Here is a 22,015-nt window from a genome sequence, read left to right as displayed (position 1 = left end):
AAACTTTTCCTTGTTATCACGTTAATTTCGCCAATATTGCTTACCGTGCTTAAGACCCACTACGAAATGCACTGGCGACATTAAACGCACAGGCAAAAGGCCAACTCTTATTTAGTGTAAATCGCGGGTATTCATACTTATCACTCGATTGAGTAATCACACCATTATTGGTTGTAAATGCACAGGTATAACCATTATTAGCCACTTCTTTTGAAGCGGCATGGGTATAGTGCGAAAACGTACCGTAAGGATAAGCAAAAGTTTCCACGGGGCTTTTTAGTTTTGACGACAAATCTTGTGTACTTTGATTAATTTCATGGGCGTAATCGTTCGTTTCTGCTTTACCTAAATTGATATGACTTGCAGTATGTCCACCAATTTCAAAACCTTGATTTTGTAAGTCGTGAAGCTGTTCCCAATTCATCAGTGGGTGGTCTCTACCAATTTGTACGGCAGCAACTGCTAGTTCTTTCGCTAGTTTTAGAATTGTTTGTGGGATATCACAAGGTTTGGTGTGGCGAAACGCAGCGGCTAGTTTTTTCTGTGCTTCCTGTACGTGCACCGCAGAGTCTAAAAGTATAATTTTAGGGAGTTTTTCTTGCTCTAACCAAAGTGGATAAACTTGGCTTATATCAATTTGCTTTTTTTGGGTATTTTTTAATAAGTAAGCTAATTGCTCCCACCAAAATAATTTGTCGGTTCCTACATAATCACTCACTACATAAAACGCACCCGATATTCCCAGCTTCTTTAAAATTGGTGCGGCAACAGTGTAATTGTCTTCAAATCCATCGTCGAAGGTGACGGTAAAATATAAACCTGGCTTTTTTAATGCTTCATTGACTTGAGAAGGACGAATCGGTGTGAAGTGTTTTAACATAAAACGCATTTGTGCTTCGAATATATCCGCGGGAACACCAAGCTCATCTGCGAGCAATCCGCTATTTACTTCATGACTATCTACAATTCTATGATAATAAGGTACGGCTACAATTCCCTGAGTTTTCGCTTTTCTAGACCAACTCCTTTGATAAAAACCTAAAGAATATAAGATTGGGCTAATGGCTTTATGGGCCAACTCAACAACATCCATTCATAAACTCCAACATCCTACTCACTTATACATTTAGACATTAAATGTCTTGATGATGTTATTTTATACAATATACTGGATTCAACAACAAACTAGTCAAAAAACCTACAATTTTTTTGGTTTAACGTTTTGATAGTGAAAGAAATTGGGCGAGCGCGTAGATTTTTACTCAAATACTATATTGAGAAGCATACTCTAATTATGGAATGCTAAAGGAAGTAATAAATAGGACGACATTTACATGCATGGTAGTAACTTCGAACAATTAATTAGTGACCACCCTGGTATAACGGATTTCTTTCTGCATAACAAAGCAGATAAGAGTGGAAAATCAAAGTCGATATTATTCGTTGTTGTTGATGAATTTTATGCTGAACAAGAAATTCAAAATTCAATTTTTGAGTTTCTACCGCCTAATCATTCGGTTGATTTCGTTGTACCCGTTACAACCATTCCTTTAAATCAATTTGGCGAAATTGATACCACCGCATTGGATAGTTTATATATATTTGAGCAGAATAATCTGAATGCAAATCTTGAACAGCATTTTGCAAGTCATAATCGACAAGATGCAGTAGCCCTGCTAACTCCCAACAGCTTTGACACCCCTCCATTATATTTAAACGATTTAATTCAAGTAAAAACAAGCCCACAAAATACGGCTAAAAAACAACAAAAAACGAGTCAAGTTAACGCAACAACAAACAATCAAATTGCCTATAGTGATGGCGGTAAATTGGACGTGCCAGATAATGCCCCTAAAGTACTCGTGGATTGTTTGTTGCGTGCTGCTAGTGCAAATAATGGCAATAATATCGTCTCGTATAAACAAGGAGTGGAACGCAGTCTTGATTATCCGCAACTATTAGAACAAGCCAGCAAGGTTTTATGTGGATTGCGTAAGCAGGGACATAAGGTAGGCAGTCCTTTTATTTTCCAGTTTGCCGATAATGCAGAGTTTTTGATAAATTTTTGGGGATGTTTGCTTGGCGGTTTTGTCCCGGTCCCAATGGCTCTAGCTGCAGATTATCAAAATGACCAAAGTGCGATTGATAATCTTCAGCGGGTAAGTGCGATGCTAGGTAACGCAGCTATTTTAACTTCAACTGAATTGCATGCCGACATATCTGCCATGCAATGGTTACAACAAAAAAATGCTGTGCCTGTAATCAATTGTACCGAACTACAAAGTAATTCAATTGATAGTGATTATTATCAAGCGTCAGAAGAAGATGTCACCTTGATTATGTTGACCTCTGGTACCACTGGAACGCCTAAAGGTGTCCCTCTTACCCATAAAAATTTAATTAGTCGTTCCATAGGAAGTGTTCAAGTTAATGGATTTTCTGAACAGACTCGTTCATTGAACTGGATGCCTTTGGACCATGTGGCAGGGATTATCTTTTTCCATTTGCGCGATGTTTATTTAGGCTGTACTCAAGTGCACGTTGCGGCGGCGGATATTCTAGCTGCCCCGTTATCTTGGATAGATTTACTCGAGCAACATCAGGCAAGTGTTACCTTTGCGCCCAACTTTGCATTTGGCTTGATCGCTGGCTTAAGCGAAGAAATAGCACAACGCAATTGGGATTTGTCGGCACTTAAGTTGGTATTAAACGGTGGTGAGGCAGTCGTTGCTAGCACTGCAAGACAGTTTTTACAGTTATTTGAATCCTCTGGGTTAAGCAAACATGCAATGTGCCCAGCTTGGGGCATGTCTGAAACTTCTTCGGGAATTACTTACGCCAGAGATTTTGAATTGGATAATACCAGTGACTCTGACTCGCATGTTTCCGTTGGACCTCCAATGCCGGGCGATTTTATGCGCATAACAGATGCCCAGAACCAAGTGCTAAACGAAGGTGACGTGGGACGTCTACAGGTTAAAGGTCACACGGTTTTTCACGGCTATTATCAAAATCCGGAAGCGAATGAAGAGGCGTTTACCGAGGATGGTTGGTTCAATACCGGTGATCTAGGTATCTTAGTCGATGGCAAACTTACCATCACCGGACGAGAAAAAGACGTTATTATTGTAAACGGCGTTAACTACTCGGGTCCAGAAATTGAGAGCATCGTAGAAGATATTGAGCAGATTAGCCGTTCGTTCGCAGCAGCCTGTGCAGTTGCTGATCCGCATCAAGGCGGGAAAGAGTGCTTGGCAATCTTTTTTGTATGTGATGGTAATCTAACCGCTTCATTATTGCGCACCATAAAAGGTCAGGTGACGAGCAAAGCTGGCGTAAGTCCCCAATATCTTGTACCACTGCAAAGAGATCAAATTCCTAAAACGTCGATTGGTAAAATTCAGCGTACAAAGTTAAAAAATAGCTTTGAAGCTGGCCACTTTTATCAGCAAATAAAAACAGCTGACATGTTATTAGGAAATCACTGTATTCCAGCATGGTTATTTCAACCAAGTTGGCAGTTGACTCAACCGGTCCTTATTCAATCGTTAGCGCAAAAAAAGGTGGTAATATTTGCACACCAAAACACCATTAGTATTGAATTAGTAAACCAGCTCAAAACGCTCGGGGCTGAACCTATTTTGGTTACTGGGTCTGATACATTGAGTTTGAACGGCAATGACCCTTTGCAAATTAGGTCAGTGCAAAGTGAAGATTATACAGCCGCAATGGCTCACATCGCAGAATCAGACAATAAAACATCTATAGATTACGTTCTATGTTTATGGTCTCTTCAAGACGAAGATGATACATCAACGTGGGATGAGAACTCGCCGCAACTATACTCGGCAATTGTAGCGTGTGCAGCAGGGATATGTTCATATGTCGAGAACGATCAACAATTGCAGCTTATGTATGTCACCCAAGGTGCTCAATCTTGGCAGAGTAGTCAGGTTACAGCCGATAACGCTGGGCTTCCCGCGTTAATCAAAACCCTAAAGCAAGAACTGCCTGACATCAACTATGTGCATATTGACCTAGCGTTAAACGAACCTGATGCTGCGAGCAAAATTATAATCGAATTGCAGTCTAAACAAGCTGGTAAGGATATTATTTGGAGCAATCAACAACGTTTTAGCGCTGAACTGAATCCTTGTCGACTTACTTCCATAGAAACAGATCCACTCGCTCCCAATCAACCTGCTGGATTTGTTTTATCCGGCGGACTTGGGGGGATCGGTCAGCAACTGATTAAAACATTACTGCATTCGGCTCATGCAAAAATTTTAATCATCGGGCGCAGTTCCTTGGAGGATGTAAAACAACAGCATGTAAACTTGTCAAAATGGCTAAAAAGCACCGCCAATCTATCCTATGTAACAGCCGATGTAACAAACAGCGAGGCTGTGAACTTAGCTGTTAAAACCTGGTTGTCAGAACAACAAGTTACCTTGCACAGTATCTTCCATTTAGCTGGTGGTTATCATGAAGCAACGTTGCAAGAAGAGAGTGTACAAGGTTTCTCAGATTTGGCCGTGGCAAAGCTGGCGGGCGCTAATTCGTTTGCCAACATTCTTACACAATTCCCAGCAGCTAATTTAATTAATTTTTCGTCAACCGCTGGTGTGTTTGGTGGTGCAACGATAGGAGCTTATGCTGCGGCTAGCTGTGCCCTAGACGGCTTGTCGCATAATCTAAGACAACAAGGTTTAAGGTGTTTCGACATCAATTGGTCATCTTGGCGCTCAACGGGTATGAGTGAAGGAAATACTGCAATCGAAGCGCTACGAGCAAGAGGGATTCTTGAATTAGATATTGAAGCGGCCTTAAATAGCTTGCGCTTAATCTTAGGGCAAGGTGAAGCAGGTCAATATATTGTCGGCCTAGATCCTCAGAATCCCATTATTCGTCGCTTAATGCCAAATTGCTTAAATAGCCTGACGCCAACTGTATTTAGCAGCTCAGAAGGAACTGCGGGCTCTGAAAAGTTAGATTTTGTCGATAACTTTGCACAATCTTTCGAAACGCCGCTGTTACAGATCGATAAGATACCACTTTTAAGTGATGGGCAAGTCGATGAAGCGGCGCTAACACTTATTGCCACGCAAGGTAACACTGAAGTTGTGCCAGCTAAAACTGAGACAGAAAAAGCCGTTGTCGAAATCTGGAAAAAAATTCTAAATCTCGATACTGTCAGCATACAATGGAACTTCTTTGATGTTGGCGGACAATCTATCACAGCCACTAAGTTGATCGCCGCTATTCGCACTCAATTTGCGGTAAATTGGACCTTAAAAGATATTTTCAGTGCCGCGACTTGTGAACAACAAGCGGCCGCGATTGAGCAAATTGTCAGTCAGTCTGAGTCGAACATTTTAGAGCAAGCTGACATCCCCATATTAGATCGTAGCGAGCCACTACCTTTGTCTTCTGCCCAAAAGAGGTTGTGGTTTATAGAGCAGCTGGATATTCCATCTAGTGCTTACAATGTCACCGCCAGTATTCGTTTTGACCATACGCCTGAACACGCGCGTTTAGAACAATGTCTTGAAGCCATAATGCGTAGTCAGGAAAGTCTACGTGTCGTGTTTCCATCTCTAGGTGGCGTCCCCAAACAACATGTTTTGGAGTCAGTCTCAGCACACATAAACACGAAATCTGTTGCTTCAATTAGTGAATATAATCAGCTTTTAATTTCGGAAGGACGCTTTCAATTTGATTTAACGCATGGGCCTTTGCTTAGAGCGACATTAGTTAATTTTGAAGATGAGTTCACCTTGGTGTTAACGCTGCATCATATCATTAGTGATGGATGGTCTATGCGAGTACTGTTTCAACAATTTGAAGCAATATATACCGGTCAAAAATTACCTGTATTGCCTGCAAATAGTGTGCAGTACGCAGATTATGCGGCTTGGCAACAAGGCAAATTGGAAAAAGGCGACTATCAACAGCAACTCGCGTACTGGCAACAAAATTTAAAAGGCGCTTTGTCTGGATTTGGCATTCCAACCGATTTCCCTCGGCCACAGGTGCAAACTTATAATGGCAAACGCATTAAACAGTGCATTCCCGCAAAATTGAGTGGGCAGTTACAAGAATTTGCCAAACAACGTAATAAAACCTCTTTTGTACTTTTGTTAACCGCGTTTAAAGTGCTGTTAGCTCGCTATGCACAACAATCTGATGTGTTAGTAGGAACCGTGGTTGCAAACCGAGATTTTGCCCAAGTGGAAAATTTAATCGGCTTTTTTGTGAACCCCGTCGTACTGCGAACGGACGTATCTAAACAAAGCAGTTTCGAACAACTATTGGATGCTGTTAATCACACCACCTTGGATGCAGTTGCAAATCACAATATTCCGTTTGAATATCTTGCTGACAAGCTCCAACCGCCCCGTGATACCAGTCGTTCTCCGTTGTTTCAAATTGCATTTGATTTTCGTGATCCGGATTTAACTCGTAGCGAAAACCAACAGCTATCCTATAACGTAATGGAGGCCGACTTAGGTACGGCAAAATATGACTTGCACCTCACTTTAGAGGAGGCGGGTTCTGAGATTCTCGCTTATTGGGAATACAATACAGACCTGTTTGCCGCACAGACTATTGAGCGAATGACTTTGAATTATCAACGTTTATTGGAAAACGTTATAAACGCTCCTGAGCAGACAATTAGCTCGATAGATTTGCTGTCACCAGTTGAAATTACGCTACAAAATAGTTGGAATCAAACTGATGCGCCCTATAAGAATGCATTATGTATGCATCAACTCTTTGAGTTGGCAGTGCAAAATAGGGGAGATGAAGAAGCGCTCCGATTTGGTAACCAAAGTTTAACTTACAAACAACTTAATCAAAAAGCGAATCAGCTAGCCCGAGAACTGATAACTCATGGAGCGGTTAGAAACGGCTTAGTTGCCATGTGTGTCGAGCGTTCTTTAGATACCGTTATCTGTGTTTTAGCTATTCTTAAATCAGGCGCTGCTTATATGGCGCTAGATCCGAGCTATCCACAACAACGCTTAGACTTCATGTTAGCGGATTCTGGCGCTAGCTTATTACTAACTCGCGGTACTTATGCTGATAAGTTCGCCAGTCAAAATATCAAAACCGTCACTTACGACGATTCAGATTCCGTGAGTCATCATGATCCCCAGAATTTAGATATCAATTCGAATCCTCACGACCTTGCTTATGTGATTTATACGTCGGGTTCTACGGGTACGCCAAAAGGTGTGATGCTTGAGCATGGTGGATGGTGCAATATTGCACAGGCTCAAATTGACAGCTTTGGTTTGCAGCCAGGTATGCGAATATTGCAGTTTGCATCTATGAGCTTTGATGCATCGGCATTTGAATTAGCAATGGCATGGGGCTCGCAAGGTACGCTAGTCATGGGAGCAAAAGAAGCGGTGTTACCGGGGCCAGCGTTGGCTAACCTGTTAAATCAACAGCATGTGCAAGTTGTTACTTTGCCACCAACAGCATTGAGCGCTCTAGGTGATGAAAGTTTACCTGACTTAAAAGTTATTACCGTTGCCGGAGAGGCTTGCTCCGCTGAACTGGTTCAAAAGTGGGCGGGACCAGAACGCCGTTTCTTTAACCTTTATGGTCCAACTGAAACAACTATTTGGGCAAGTTACGCGGAATGTTATCAGTCGGATGAAGGGTTACCCGTCATCGGTAAACCGGTAGCGAACACACAATTATTCGTCTTAGATGAACAACTCAATCGATTACCTGCAGGTATGCCGGGCGAGCTGGGGATAGCAGGTGTTGGTGTTGCTCGTGGCTACATTAATCGAGCAGATTTGACCGCTGAACGTTTTATCGAAAATCAATTTTCGAATAGTACCAACTCAAAAATTTATCGTAGCGGAGATTTGGTTAAATATCGAGCCGATGGAAATTTAGAGTTTTTAGGCCGTATTGACCACCAAGTAAAAGTGCGAGGGTTTAGAATAGAATTGGGCGAAATAGAAGCGGTTTTACGTAAATACCCAAATGTGACCGAGGCCGTGGTGGTAGCACATCAAACGCAAGCTTACGACAAAACCCTGTTTGCTTACGTAAGTACAGTTAACTCAAGTAACACAGATGCTTTGGCGATTAGAGAATTTCTAAAAGAGTCGCTTACCGACTATATGGTTCCATCACAGGTGTTTGTACTTGATTCATTACCGTTAAGCCTCAACGGTAAAGTTGATCGTAAGGCTTTACCCTCTCCCGAATCATTACGCGCGAAAACCCAAACTACGGTGAGTAATGCTAGCTCATCGATGGAAAGCTTGGTCAGTGATATTTGGAAAAATGTATTGGATTTAGACGCAATCGACATCAATCAAAACTTTTTCGACATAGGCGGGCATTCATTAAAAATGGCCCAAGTGCAAACTCAGCTTGTCGAGAAGTTGAACAAAGAAGTGTCATTAGTCGACTTATTTCAATATACAACGATTAAGACATTAGCGAATTATTTAGATTCATTGTCTGGCGAAAAATCAGAATCGACACCAAAAGTAGAGAAACAAAAAAGTAAAGTAAGTGGTCAACAACGACTTGCTAAAATGGCAGCCATGAAAAAGCGGCAGGGACGATAATATGTCAGAAGACGAAGAACGCTTTAGCGGATTTGAAATTGCGGTGGTTGGGATGGCGTGTCGCTTTCCTGGTGCAAATAATGCGGATGCGTTTTGGCAGAATCTGAAAAATGGCGTTGAATCAATTCAACGTTTTAGTCAACAAGAACTGATTGCTTTGGGGCATGATCCAGAGGTAGTGAAACAGGATAATTTCGTTCCAGCGCACGGTGCTGTGGATTTTTATAATCAGTTTGACGCGAAGTTTTTTGGTTACACTCCTAGAGAAGCTGGGGTAATGGATCCACAGCAACGCTTGTTTTTAGAGCTTGCTTGGGAAGCTCTGGAAGATGCAGGTTATGCCCCTAATTCCATGCAAGTACCGGTAGGGATTTTTGCCGGAACCAGCACCAACACTTATCTGGAAGCCAACGTTCGCAAAAACCAGAAAGTGCTCGCAGCTATATCTGATTTTCAGGCAAATGTACTCAACCAAAACGACTTCTTATCCACTCGAGCCAGCTACAAATTGGGTTTGAGCGGTCCAAGCTTTACCTTGCAATCTGCTTGTTCAACCTCGCTTGTTGCCACTCATGTTGCTTGCCAGCAACTAATATCAGGATCGTGTGATGTAGCGCTCGCTGGTGGTGTATCTATTACACTGCCAGTGAATTGGGGGTATCAGTATCAAGAAGGTATGATTTATTCCCCTGATGGACATTGCCACGCGTTTGATGAAAACGCCAGTGGCACACTCAAAGGGGACGGTGGCGGAATTGTAGTGCTTAAACGGCTAGCCGACGCCATAGAAGATGGCGATCATATTGAGGCAGTGATTTTAGGCTCGGCAGTAAACAATGACGCTCAGGCCAAAGTAGGTTACACCGCACCTGGATTAGATGGCCAAGTTGAGGTGATTCAAACCGCGATGTTGATGGCTGATGTTGAAGCGGATTCAATTTCTAACATTGAATGCCATGGTACTGGCACTCCTATGGGCGATCCTATTGAAATAGCGGCACTAACAAAAGCCTTTGGTGAAGACGTAGGCAAGCAATATTGTGCGGTTGGCTCAGTTAAAACCAATATTGGTCATCTGGATGCCGGAGCCGGTGTGGCGGGTTTGATTAAAACCGTATTGGCGCTGAAACATAAAACGTTGCCACCTAGTTTGAATTTCAAACGGCCTAACCCAATTATTCAATTTGAGAAAACGCCATTTTATGTAAACGATAAGTGCCAACCTTGGCAAGTGGACGATTTTCCTCGCCGGGGGGCGGTAAGTTCATTTGGTATTGGTGGCACCAATGCGCATATTATCGTAGAAGAGACCCCCGACGACTTAATTCATGAACAAACCTCAAATGACCAAAAATCTTATTTGATAGGTTGGTCTGCGCAGTCAAAAAGCAGTTTAGATGCTTACACTCAGAAGTTAATTGACACTTTCCGAGCCAAAAATGGCCGGGCGTTACAAGATATTGCCTTTACTCTGAATTCTGGTCGGGAAAAATTTGAACACCGTCGCGCGTTTATTTGTAATTCTAAGCAGCACGCATTATCTATCTTAACCGAAGAAAAATCCCCAGAATTAGTTACCGGTAAATGTTCACAAGAGGAGTCGGTGATCACCTTCATGTTTCCGGGTCAGGGTTCACAATATGTGAATATGGGACGTGATTTATATCAAACAGAACCTGTATTTAAACAGCATGTTGATACTTGCGCACAATTGTTACTGCCTCATTTAGAAATTGATATCCGGAAGGTGTTATTCCCAGAACAAATAGAGCAATCTGAGCCGGCTAGAGAACAACTGGTTCAAACAAAAATAACCCAGCCAGCATTGTTTACCGTCGGTTATGCGCTAGCCAAATTGTGGCAATCTAAAGGAATTACAGCCAATACTGTGGTTGGACACAGTATAGGTGAGTTTGCTGCAGCCTGTATCGCGGGTGTATTTAGTTTAGAAGATGCATTACGTTTGGTGACTAAACGTGGTGAACTTATGCAAGCTTTACCTGCTGGAAACATGCTATCAGTGCAATTACCTGTAGTCGATGTGAAACCCTTGCTGAATCAAGAATTATCTATCGCTGCGATAAATTCACCTTCGCTATGCGTGGTATCAGGGCCCACCTCGGCATTGACAGAGTTGGCAAATCGACTGAAAGAAAAGGGCGTCAGTGCTAAAAATTTAAATACATCTCATGCTTTTCATTCTCAAATGATGGAGCCAATCTTGCCTGAGTTTGAACAAGTATTAAGAACGTGTTCGATGCAGGTGCCATCAATAGACATAGTTTCTACTGTTACGGGAGACGTGATTGACTCATCGACCATTACTTCGGTGCAATATTGGCTCGATAATATCCGTCAATCGGTTAATTTTGCTGGGGCAGCTCAAACCTTATTGTCCAATGCACAACGTGTGTATTTAGAATGCGGGCCGGGCAATACTTTGTGTTCGTTGCTACGTTCAAATGCTGAAAAGCCAGCCAATATAAATTGTATCAATAGCTTTAGGCATCCGCTGGAAAACATCAACGACACTTTGTTCTTTAATGCTGCGCATGCCAAATTGTGGACTTGTGGTGTAGATCTATCGTCAGAACTTTTGCCAAGCGTTGGGCGAAGAGTGTCACTGCCAACCTATGCTTTTTCGCGCAAGTTATGTTGGGTTGAACCAGAGGCTGAGATCCAAGTAAAACAAAGTGTCGCAACGACAAAGGGTGTTGCTACCAATAAAATGCCTTTTGAAAATTGGTTTTACAGCCCATCTTGGCAATCTCAACCTCTTTCGGCTTCAAATAGTAGTAGCGTCAAAGATGAGTCTTGGTTGTTGTTAGCTGAAGACGCGGAGCCGTTAAAAATGCTGGTGGCCTGTCTAGAGCAACAAAGTGTTAGTAACATAACTAGCCATTTAATTGCCGAGCCTACTGACGTTAACTTACTAGCCAGTCTGTTAAATGATGCGCCCACAAATAAATTTACAAACGTGGTAGTCATTGGCTCACAGCAAAACGTGTCAGATGAAAATACATCCGTACCCACAGGCAAGCCTTTTAAAAATTTACTTAGCGTACTGCAAATTCTTGTTACTAAGATAGATTTCAGTGAACTTACATTTAACTATCTTTGCCATCATGCTTGTTCTATAAATAGTCAGTACACAACAGCTCCTGAACGACTTATGCCGTTAGGATTGCTGCGTAGTTTACGAGCTGAATATGAAGGCGTGAATTGTAAATTCATTAATATCAACGAATCTCACCCTAACCTTATTCGAATTCTCGACGAATGCCGAACAAATGACGATAGTTTAGTGGTTAATTATGAAATAGGCCGTCGGTGGGTGCAGCAACTACAGGCAGCTCAATTAGCACCTGTTCAAGCTGATAAATCAAAACTCAAAATCGGTGGTACATATCTGATTACCGGTGGTTTGGGAGCGATGGGGTTAGCATTAGCAACCTATATTGCTGAACATTATCAGGCTAACTTAATCTTAGTTAGTCGCGCGGCTCTACCGGAGTCTTCGACGGACGAAAGGGTTAGTCAACAAATTGAAGCCGTTAAAAAACTGCGGGCTAGAGGATCGAAAGTGTTAGTTTTTGCTGGAGATGTGGCAAATCCAGCCGCTATGCAAAAGCTAAAACAAGAAACCCTAACCCAATTTGGTTCGCTCAATGGGATTTTTCATGCCGCAGGTATTCCCGGAGGGGGCATTATTGCCATGTTGCAAGATAGTACCGTTGACGAGGTGTTTTCGTCGAAAGTGCACGGCACTTGGCAGCTTTGCAATACGTTTGCCGATCAGCCCATGGACTTTATCGTATTGTGCTCATCACTTACCTCTTTTATAGACCGACCGGGACGTGCAGAATACGCGGCTGCCAATTATTATTTAGACGGTGTGGCAAATACTGGCGGTTATCTACATCCTGATCTGAACCCTTCTAAGACCCCTATTTTTAGTATCAACTGGGATGCGTGGACTGGCAGTGCTATGAGTCAAGACGCTAAAGCGCCTAGTGCAGATGATCGCATCGATAGCGTACAAGGAGTAGAAGCCTTTTTACGTTGTCTACAATCTGACTGGCCACAAATCGTGGTGTCAACTCGCAACCTCAATCCGTTTCAGCAATTGGTTGAAGAAAACTCTATTGCCAGTGAAATAATAGAGCCAGCACAAGACAACGAACTAGATAGCGAGAAACTTGACCCGTCACTTACTTCCTGTCAGCGCATATTAATGGGTATATGGCAGGATTTACTGGGTGTTGATGAGTTGTCATTACAAGACAATTTCTTTGAGTTGGGAGGGGATTCAATCGTTAGTTTGCAGATGACATCTCGTGCTGCTCAACAAGGTTTGAAAATTACAGCTAGGCAAGTATTTGAAAATCAAACTATAGCCGAGTTAGCGGCTTTGGTTGAAGATCAATTGGGCAATGTGGAGCAAGAGCAACGCGCGAGCACAGAACCGTCTTCACACACTGAGTCTGCGATTGAAGAGCCGCTAAGCGCGGCAGAATTAGTGGTTGGCGAAACCCCATTAACGCCGATTCAAAACTGGTTCTTCGCCAATAATTTTAGTTATCCCAATCAATGGAATCTTTATTATCAGCTGTCAGCACCAGAGCAGATTGATGCCCAGCAGCTTGAACAACTATTACAGGTAATCGTGCTACAACATGATGTACTTCGAACGCATTTTGAGCAGCAGGAAAATGGCTGGCGGCAAATTGTGGAAGGTGAAGAGCATGAGTTAGCGTTCGAGCATATAAAATTCAATGCTGATGATTTTAAACATAAAAACTGGTCGCAACTGCTTGATGAACACGTGGCCAAACAGAGTGCGTCTTTGCAATTGAATGGCGGCAATCTATACCGGTTTGTGTGGTTAAAAGGCGAAAGTGATCAGTCAGTGTTAGTACTGTTAGTACATCATCTGTTGGTAGATATTGTTTCGTTTCATATTCTGGTGGACGATATAAACAGTGCTTGGCAAAATTTACAAGCCAATAAACCGATGCTGCTGCCTCCCAAAACTGCGTCTTTCCAAGCTTATTCAACTGCACTACAGACCTTTGCAAAAAGTGATTTGTGTCAGCAACAAGCCAAGTATTGGCAGCAATATTCCGGCTTGCAACTATTAGGCTTACCGGTTGATTATGATAATGGACGTAATCTGGTGTCTTCAGCAGCAGAGTATCGGGTGACGTTAGATGCATTTACCACCGCGCGTATAACCAAAGATTTAGTCAAGCAAGGGTTACAAGCAAAAGATGTGTTATTGGCCGCTTTAGTATTAACATTAGGAGAGTTCAGCGGGCAATCAAGCATGTTGGTTGAGTTAGAAGAGCACGGTCGGGACAGTGTGGATGAACTCGATGTCAGTCGCACTTTAGGTTGGTTTACCAAAGCATATCCGGCCTTTTTCACCGTTGGTTCGAGTCAGCATCCAATTGCCACTATCCAACAGGTACGCGACACAGCACAACGTGCTAGCGATGCTGGATTAAGTTTTGGGTTAAGTACGCTGCAAACAACGCAAAGTAGATTATCACAAGAAGAGTTTGCACGGCCGCAAGTTGTGTTTTTATATCAAGGTAACGTACTGCAAGGTGAACGCAATGCGGATTTTGCGCCCATCAGTGTTTGCCAGGCAAGCCGTCACTCTGAACAAGAACGCACACATTTACTTGAATTTAATGTTTGGATTGAGCAAGGACAGGCACAAATCAGCGTAGGTTATAGTGCCCATTGTCATCAGCTTGAGTCTATCGAGCATCTATTAGCTCGCTATCAATATTTTGCCAAGCTTTTAGTCGCTCCTCCAGCCCAGCAAACGCAGCCAAAATTGCCTGTTCAAGCAGTGTCTAAACCTGTCTCATCACCAGCAAATACAGTTGCCTTATCGTATGCGCAAGAACGTGTATGGTTTTTGGAGCAAATAGAAGAAAACTCTACTTTACATAACAAGCATTCAATATTGAGTATTGAAGGCAAGTTAGAGCCGCAAAATTTGCACCGGGCAATAAACAATGTAGTGGCAATTCATCAAAGCTTAAGAACCACTTTTGCCAAATCGCATTCAGAGCCGGTACAAGTGATACATGACCAAATGTCGGTAGAAATGCCGATAGATAAGTTATCGAATCTGAATCAAAGTGACATGCGTAAGCAACTTCAGGCGATCTCTGAAAGTGAATTTAATCAACCCTTTGATTTACAAACAGGTCCATTATTGAGACTACGTTTGCTCAAAGTCAGTGACGACAAGCACTTTTTATTGATAACCATTCATCACATCATCACCGATGCATGGTCGATGCAGTTACTCTTCAAACAACTTGATAGCGCTTATCAAGATATATGCGCAGGTCGTACACCATTGGCGGGTTTAAATGTGACCCAGTACGCAGACTTTACGCAGTGGCAACGTGAATATATGCATTCCAACGCCGTTGCCGAAAGTTTGAATTTCTGGACCACCAAACTAACCGCTTTACCGACTCGGTTGGAGTTGCCAACAGATCGCATTCGCCCCGCTTTGCAGACGTTTGTCGGCGATAAGGCCGATATTCACTTGTCAGCCTCGTTAACCGCTAAACTTCGCGGTTTCTGCGCTTCCCAGAGCGTGTCAGTGTATATGACCATGTTGGCAGTATTTAAAATCCTGTTATCTAAATACAGTGGGCAAACAGACATTGTTGTCGGGACGCCAGTGGCTAACCGTCCAAAAGGTGAATTTGAAAGTATCATCGGCCTGCTGGTGAATAACTTAGTGCTACGAAGTGATTTGTCTTCTAATCCAACTTGTGCTGAATTTATCAAGGCAGTTCGCTCAGAGGTATTGGACGCCAATGAACATGCAAACGTGCCGTTTGAAAAAGTGGTGCAAGCGGTAAATCCAGAACGTGATCGTAGTCAATCGCCATTATTTCAGGTGATGATGGTATTTATGAATGCTCCACAGGCAGCGTCTAAGAGTAATCTAGGTAATCAATCTGAGTTAACTATGCATCCTCAAGAAGTGCACAATCGCATTTCAGAATTCGATTTGAGTTTATACGTTTATGAAAAAGGGAATAATGCAAAAGAAGACTCATTAAGTGCTTGGTTTGAGTTCAATACCGCATTATTTGATAGCCATAGAATTCAGGCGATGGCAGAACACTACAGTTACTTGCTCGAGCAACTCCTTGAAGATGCTAGTCAGTCAATTCAAGCTTTGCAGCTTTCGTCCCCGACGCAACAACAGGCATTAATTGAAAAGTGGCAAGGCCCGGCTATGCCGCTTTTGGATAGCCAGCAAAATCCGATTGAATTAGCGCAACTGATTTGCCAGAACTTTACTCGCGATAGTGGGAAAGCCGCATTGAAATGTGGTGATGAAGCTCTTAGTTATGCGCAATTACAACAGGCGACATCAAGTCTTGCACAGCAACTACAATCATTAGGTGTAGGACCAGAAGTACCGGTTGCAATTTATATCGAACGCAGTATTGATATGTTAATCGCTATGTTAGCAGTGCTGCGAGCAGGTGGTTGTTACGTGCCATTAGATCCTAGTTTTCCCAGCGATAGAATTGCTTACATGTTAGGGGATTCGCAAAGTAAATTAATTTTGACGACTGACTCTCTAGCATCGACGTTACCTGAAAATCAGTGTGAGATTTTAAGTCGTCCGCAGTGGAACTTAGAAAAGACATCTGAGCTCATTCCGTCGGCAGTTTCGGCTGACAATTTGGCATATATCATTTATACCTCAGGTTCCACCGGATTACCCAAAGGCGTGCGTGTGGAACGTCACAATGTGAGCAACTTTTTGCTTAGCATGGCACAGCAACCCGGACTACAAACTAGTGATACTTTTGTCGCAGTAACGACTATCAGTTTCGATATCCATGTACTGGAATTGTGGCTTCCTTTGCTAGTGGGTGCTCACTTGGTTATCGCAGACAAACAACAAACGACTGATGGAAATCGATTGTTAAATCTTCTTAAAGAGACGAGTGCCACAGCTATGCAAGCAACACCAGCAACCTGGAGTTTGTTGTTACAGTGTGGTTGGAATGCACCATTGAAGTTGAAAGTACTGTGTGGAGGGGAGCCGTTAACCAATGCGTTGTGTCAAAAACTACTGCCTCTTGTGGATTCACTCTGGAATATGTATGGACCCACCGAAACCTGTGTATGGTCGTCAGTACAACAAATAAATAATGCGGATGCGCAAATTACAATTGGAAAACCGATTCACAATACGCAATTTTATATTGTTGATAAAAATATGAATTTATTGCCACCTGGAATTGTGGGAGAGCTGATAATAGGTGGCACAGGTGTGGTTAGGGATTATTATAAACGTACTGAATTAACCGCCAAGCAGTTCGTTGTTGATCCTATTAATGGAATTAAAACCGGTAAGGTTTATCGTACCGGCGATGCCGCAATGTGGCGAGCAGATGGCAATGTCGTTATCAGTGGTCGCATGGATAATCAAATTAAGCTACGTGGTTATCGCATCGAGCTGGGTGAAATTGAGTCACGTTTGCGAGAACACGCCCTAATTAAAGATGCCGTTGTAGCTGTTCGAGGTGAGGCCGAAAATAAACGCTTAGTCAGTTGGTTAATTGCTGCAGATGAAGAAACACCTAGTAATCAAACTTTACGCGAATTTCTAAACGTCAATTTGCCTGACTACATGTTACCTGCAGCTTATATTTGGTTGCCCGAATATCCGATGACGCCAAACAATAAAATCGACCGAAAGGCCTTGATAGAACCTGTTTTTGAAGAACATTCTGCAGCTCATGATGATGCCCTGCAAAGTGATGCTGAGCGTTTGGTCGCAGGTGTTTTTGCCAGTGTTCTCAACATGACTAGAGTAGGCGCTTACGATAACTTTTTTGACCTCGGTGGTCATTCATTGTTGTCGATGAAGGTAGTAGATAAGATTGAAGCCCAAACAGGTGTGCGTATCCACCCTGGCGAGTTGTTTCAACAAACGGTTGGGCAAATTGCGGGTATGTACGAAAACGCATTTCAAATAAAGAAGAATTAAAATTGTGATTTCCCAAGAGAACAATAACCTACAGCGCTATGTAGAGAACATTCAGCCTCTTTTTATCGGCCTCAACGATAACGCTATTTATGCTTGTCATCATGTTGCAGAAAAAAGTACAGAAACCCAGCAGGTAATGGTGATTTGTCCGCCGTTGGGGCATGAATACGAGCGTTGCCATCGTGCACTTAAGCAATTTGCCAGCATGTTGACTAAGGTAGGCATAGATGTACTGCGTTTTGATTATCGTGGGACGGGTGATTCTGCCGGTGAGTATCATCAACATAGCTTTGCAAGTTGGCAGCAGGATATCCATCAAGCCATCGATTTTATTAAACAGCGAACTGGTGTCAATCAGGTTTCTATCATGGGGCTTAGGTTAGGTGCAACACTGGCACAAAAGGTAGCGATGCAACGAGACGATGTCGACGGGATTTGCATGTGGGAACCTTGTTTGGATGGCAAAGAGCTACTTGATGAATGGACACAGGATCAAAAAGCTCATGAAAAAGCACTGGGGTATACTGCGACAAAAGAACACTTAAGCGAAGTCTTGGGCTTTAGTATCTCACCTGAGTTGATGAAAGATGTACAGGAATTATCGACGTCACCACAGCAACTGATAGCTGTCCCTTGTGACAAAAAATGCGTGGCCGTCGAAGACCTACAATATTGGCAGCAATTATTGGGAGATGAAGTGACCTATATCTCAAGCCAAGGTATTGAGATTTGGCGACAAGAAGCGATGCAGGCTCGCGTACCAATTTCTTTGTTGTCGAGCATTCAAAGTTGGTTAATAGGAAGTGAAAGATGAATGAACAAACGCTTTCAATGGGACCAACTAACAGTTGTGTAGGTATTTTTACCCCGGCTAAACAACGACGCCAGAATAACGCTGGAAGTAAGGTGGCCGTACTACTATTAAATTCTGGTCTGATACATCACGCAGGTCCAGGCAGAGTATATACTAGACTAGCAAGAGCCTTGTCTGATCATGGTCTTTCAGCAGTTAGATTTGATTTGTCTGGAATCGGTGATAGTGCAGCACGACAAGACAATTTGTCCATTTACCAAATTGCAACTCAAGAGCCGATTGAAGTGATGGATTACTTACAAAAGCGTGGATACCATCAGTTTATATTAGCTGGTATTTGTTCTGGTGCTTACTGCTCATTCAAGACAGCCATAAAAGATCAGCGGGTTATTGCTACTGCTCTTATTAACTATCAAGATGACACATCTAATAATGAGCTTGCCAGTCAAGCATGGTCGAAACGATATTGGACTGATTCACTATTTAGACTCGGTGCTTGGAAGAATTTGTTAACTGGAAAAGTTGATTATCAACGCTTATTTTCAACACTAGGGCTAGCTGCTAAAAAGTCAACGAGTGAGAGAACAGTTGAATCTATGGAGCCATCCCATTCGCCGTTACAAAACGCCAGTTTTACCGATGAGATGGACGTTTTGCTTGAAAGGAATTGCAATGTGCTGTTACTGGTTTCTGGATTGGATATTAGTCAGCAATTTTTAAATGTATTGCTTGGTGAGAAGCTTAAAACCTATCAGAAAAATCCACTGATAGATTTTAAAGTCGTTGATGGTGCCGATCATTTGTTTACAAATGTGGCCCATCAGAATCAATTTATGGCGTATTTCTGTGAATGGGCGGCAGAGGTGGCCGAAACTCAAAAATAGAACGTCTATGGCCAGGTAAATTCAAGTATGTTGAGTTTGTTAAGTTTACTTAAACTGACAACGGCCATGGAGAACTCATGTAACAATTCAGGTTGATGGAGTTGCCAATCGAGTTGAGGTTTAGATTCTGGCTGGGAAGTGATTTTTAACGCCTGTAAATCAAACACGATTTGCTTAGGATCAACCGACAGTCCTAATCCGATTGCTTTTAAATAAGCTTCTTTGAGCGTCCAAAATTGATAAAAAGCGCGTTTGCTTACAGTCTCTTCTGACTCCAAAAAATGTTTTAGCTCGGTCTCTGCCAGCACGTTTTTGGCTAACAGGTTCAACTCTTCCAGAGTGTCCTTATGGTATTCAATATCGACTCCCAGCGGCTGATTACTCACGGCTACAAGCCCCACATCCTGTGAATGTGAGGTATTAAAATGGACGTGTGCATCCATTAATTTCGGTTTTTGTTGATCTGCTTCGTCAATGATTAATCGATTAGCATCTTGTGTAGTGTACTTACTCAAAATAAGTTTCAACGCAACTCGGCGGCAAATAAAACGTTGTTTATCTGCATTAAACCTAAACCGCTTTGCTCTTGTCGTTTCAACATGACTTAGCAAATGCTGGTATGGCAATAGTGAACTTGTGTTGTTCAGATTTACCAACCAAACATCAATAAAGTCGCTTTTAATCATATTTCCTTGAGTCATTACTTCTAGCCATTTTATTCAATATTCAAAGCCGATGATTAATTATGGACATTATTTGTTGCTTAGCACTTTGCAAATAGAAATGCGGGCCATTGATTTCTACTATATCGAATGATTGATTGGTGTATCTAGACCACTGCATCATTTGTTGTTCACTGACTGCATGATCTTGCGTTCCGTATAACGCCGTGATGTCAGTATTTAAAGGGATTGTTGAGTGATTGTACTGGGATTCAATTAATCCAAAATCAGCACGTAATGTTGGTAACATTAATTCCAATAGTTCACGCTGGGAAGTAGACGTATCAGCGCCATAGCGTGTAGCTAACGTATCCAAAAACTCATTGTCTGATAGGTGGCTTAATGGCGCATAGCTTGGTAGACAGTGAGGTGGTGATTTTGCAGAAGTAAAGAAATGTTGCGGGGGATTACAGCCTGTTTCAATTAAACGGGAAATTAAAGCATAGCCGATTGTGGCCCCCATGCTGTGCCCAAATACAGCCCAAGGTTGTGCAGAGTAAGGGGAAATGTGCTGTGAGAGTACATCTAACAACTCTGACATTTTACCCATTGGTGGTTCACTAAAACGATTTTCTCTGCCAGGCAGTTGCACTGCAATCACTTGAATGTGTGGCGCTACATCATTTTGCCAGCTTGTGAAAGTGGCGGCTCCTGCGCCGGCAAAAGGGAAACAAAATAATTTTATCGGATTATGATGGTTTGTTTTGCTGAATTTTAGCCATTTGTTTTGCTGCATATCTTGAATCATTTGAGTCTTGTTTGCCGTTATGACTATGTTTTTATCGGACTGATTTGAGCTAAGATGTCGCGCCATTTTTGCTCAGCAGAGGCAAAACTGTGTTGAGATACAATCTCGTTGCGAGCGGTTTCACTCAATTTAATGCGGGCTTGTTCGTCTTCCAATAAGCGCTGTACTGCTAGCACATAATCGTCGATTTGCGCGTCTTGTTCTAGTATGACACCGTTGTGTCCGGTTTGAATCGCAAATTCCATGTCACCACATCGCGCAACAATTGGCACAACACCACAGGCCATGGATTCTAGGCTGGCTAATGAAAGTCCCTCATTGACTGAACACAACAAGAACAGCTTAGACCGCTTAAAAAAATCCGCAACATTGTCGGTTTCAAGCCACTGTAAATTGTTTCTTAAACCTCGTTCTTCTATGCCACGTTCAAACTCATCATGCATTACCCCATCACCGAGCCAGCAGGCTTTTAAGTTTGGGTGTTTCTTTATCAGCTTTGCTAATACATCCAAGGTGAATAGCGGACGTTTACGCTCACGCAATTGTGCGCAAACAATGACATCGATATCTCGTATCTCATCTTCGCGAGGTAAACGATATTTATCTAAATCTGCTGTGCTGTGCAGTATAGAAATACGTTCTTGCTTAACGCCATCGTTTAAAAGTGATTGCTGAGTAACCGAACCGGGAACAAAAACCCGATCGGCGCGAAGAGTAAAAAAATGTGCGATTTTTTCCCACATTTTTGGCCATCGTGTGTTCTCAATTATGCGGTTGTCGGTCACTCTTAAATCGTGCGCAAAATGCAATTCAGCTGGGCCGGCGATAAAGTGCAAAAATACCGGGACGCGTCTGAGTTTTGCGGCAATCACTGCAAATAAACCATGTGGCACTAGACTGTATGCCATGATTAATTTTGTGTCTTTGTGAAAAGCTTCTTTGAGTAACAATAAAAAGCGCGAAAATAATCGACCAAAAATAGTGATTTTACCCTTAGGATAAACCCAGGTTACGCGCTCGTAGTTGTTACCCGCGCGGTCACTTACCACGACCAGCTCAATATCGGGGCAGCTTTGCATCAACGGGGTTAACTTTGCGTGAAACAAGTTATTGTTTAACGTAGTAGTAATAACGATCCGCATATTGCTCCTTGCCAAAAAACTGAATGTGCTTAATATCTGTTCAGTCTACC

General features: G+C 42.5%; 8 protein-coding genes. 4 read left to right on the top strand and 4 right to left on the bottom strand.

What is annotated here, in order from left to right; all coding sequences use genetic code 11:
- Window positions 1-49: 49 nt before the first annotated feature.
- The gene (locus tag GLIP_RS05100; protein ID WP_008843518.1) at window positions 50-1,093 is read right to left on the bottom strand and encodes a polysaccharide deacetylase family protein; all 1,044 of its coding nucleotides are present in this window, start codon (window positions 1,091-1,093) and stop codon (window positions 50-52) included.
- 241 nt (window positions 1,094-1,334) lie between these two features.
- On the opposite strand from GLIP_RS05100, the gene GLIP_RS05095 reads away from it, so the two are divergent.
- From GLIP_RS05095 to GLIP_RS21310, 4 genes are read left to right on the top strand one after another with little or no spacing between them, the layout of a single operon-like run.
- Window positions 1,335-8,603: a non-ribosomal peptide synthetase gene (locus GLIP_RS05095; protein WP_008843517.1), complete on the top strand. Its 7,269-nt coding sequence runs from the start codon at window positions 1,335-1,337 to the stop codon at window positions 8,601-8,603.
- A 1-nt stretch (window position 8,604) separates the two neighbouring features.
- Window positions 8,605-17,655 (top strand): hybrid non-ribosomal peptide synthetase/type I polyketide synthase, encoded by a 9,051-nt coding sequence (locus tag GLIP_RS21315; protein ID WP_008843516.1) that lies wholly within the window; start codon window positions 8,605-8,607, stop codon window positions 17,653-17,655.
- 4 nt (window positions 17,656-17,659) lie between these two features.
- Window positions 17,660-18,469, top strand: coding sequence for a serine aminopeptidase domain-containing protein (locus GLIP_RS05085; RefSeq protein ID WP_008843515.1), 810 nt, complete (start codon window positions 17,660-17,662; stop codon window positions 18,467-18,469).
- Window positions 18,466-19,353 (top strand): alpha/beta fold hydrolase, encoded by an 888-nt coding sequence (locus GLIP_RS21310; RefSeq protein WP_008843514.1) that lies wholly within the window; start codon window positions 18,466-18,468, stop codon window positions 19,351-19,353. The genes GLIP_RS05085 and GLIP_RS21310 overlap by 4 nt, the downstream gene beginning before the upstream one ends.
- A gap of 5 nt (window positions 19,354-19,358) precedes the next feature.
- Here the strand turns inward: GLIP_RS21310 and GLIP_RS05075 are convergent, their stop codons facing one another.
- Genes GLIP_RS05075 through GLIP_RS05065 form a run of 3 tightly spaced genes read right to left on the bottom strand, consistent with a single transcriptional unit; the run spans window position 19,359 to window position 21,965 of the window.
- Window positions 19,359-20,054, bottom strand: coding sequence for a 4'-phosphopantetheinyl transferase family protein (locus GLIP_RS05075; RefSeq protein WP_008843513.1), 696 nt, complete (start codon window positions 20,052-20,054; stop codon window positions 19,359-19,361).
- A gap of 25 nt (window positions 20,055-20,079) precedes the next feature.
- The gene (locus tag GLIP_RS05070) at window positions 20,080-20,811 is read right to left on the bottom strand and encodes a thioesterase II family protein (protein WP_161602038.1); all 732 of its coding nucleotides are present in this window, start codon (window positions 20,809-20,811) and stop codon (window positions 20,080-20,082) included.
- A 35-nt stretch (window positions 20,812-20,846) separates the two neighbouring features.
- The gene (locus GLIP_RS05065; protein ID WP_008843511.1) at window positions 20,847-21,965 is read right to left on the bottom strand and encodes a glycosyltransferase; all 1,119 of its coding nucleotides are present in this window, start codon (window positions 21,963-21,965) and stop codon (window positions 20,847-20,849) included.
- Window positions 21,966-22,015 lie beyond the last annotated feature (50 nt).

This window comes from Aliiglaciecola lipolytica E3, from assembly GCF_000314975.1.
Lineage (GTDB): Bacteria > Pseudomonadota > Gammaproteobacteria > Enterobacterales > Alteromonadaceae > Aliiglaciecola > Aliiglaciecola lipolytica.
Note: the sequence above shows the minus strand (reverse complement) of the source record. Positions and strands in the feature narration are given on the sequence as shown.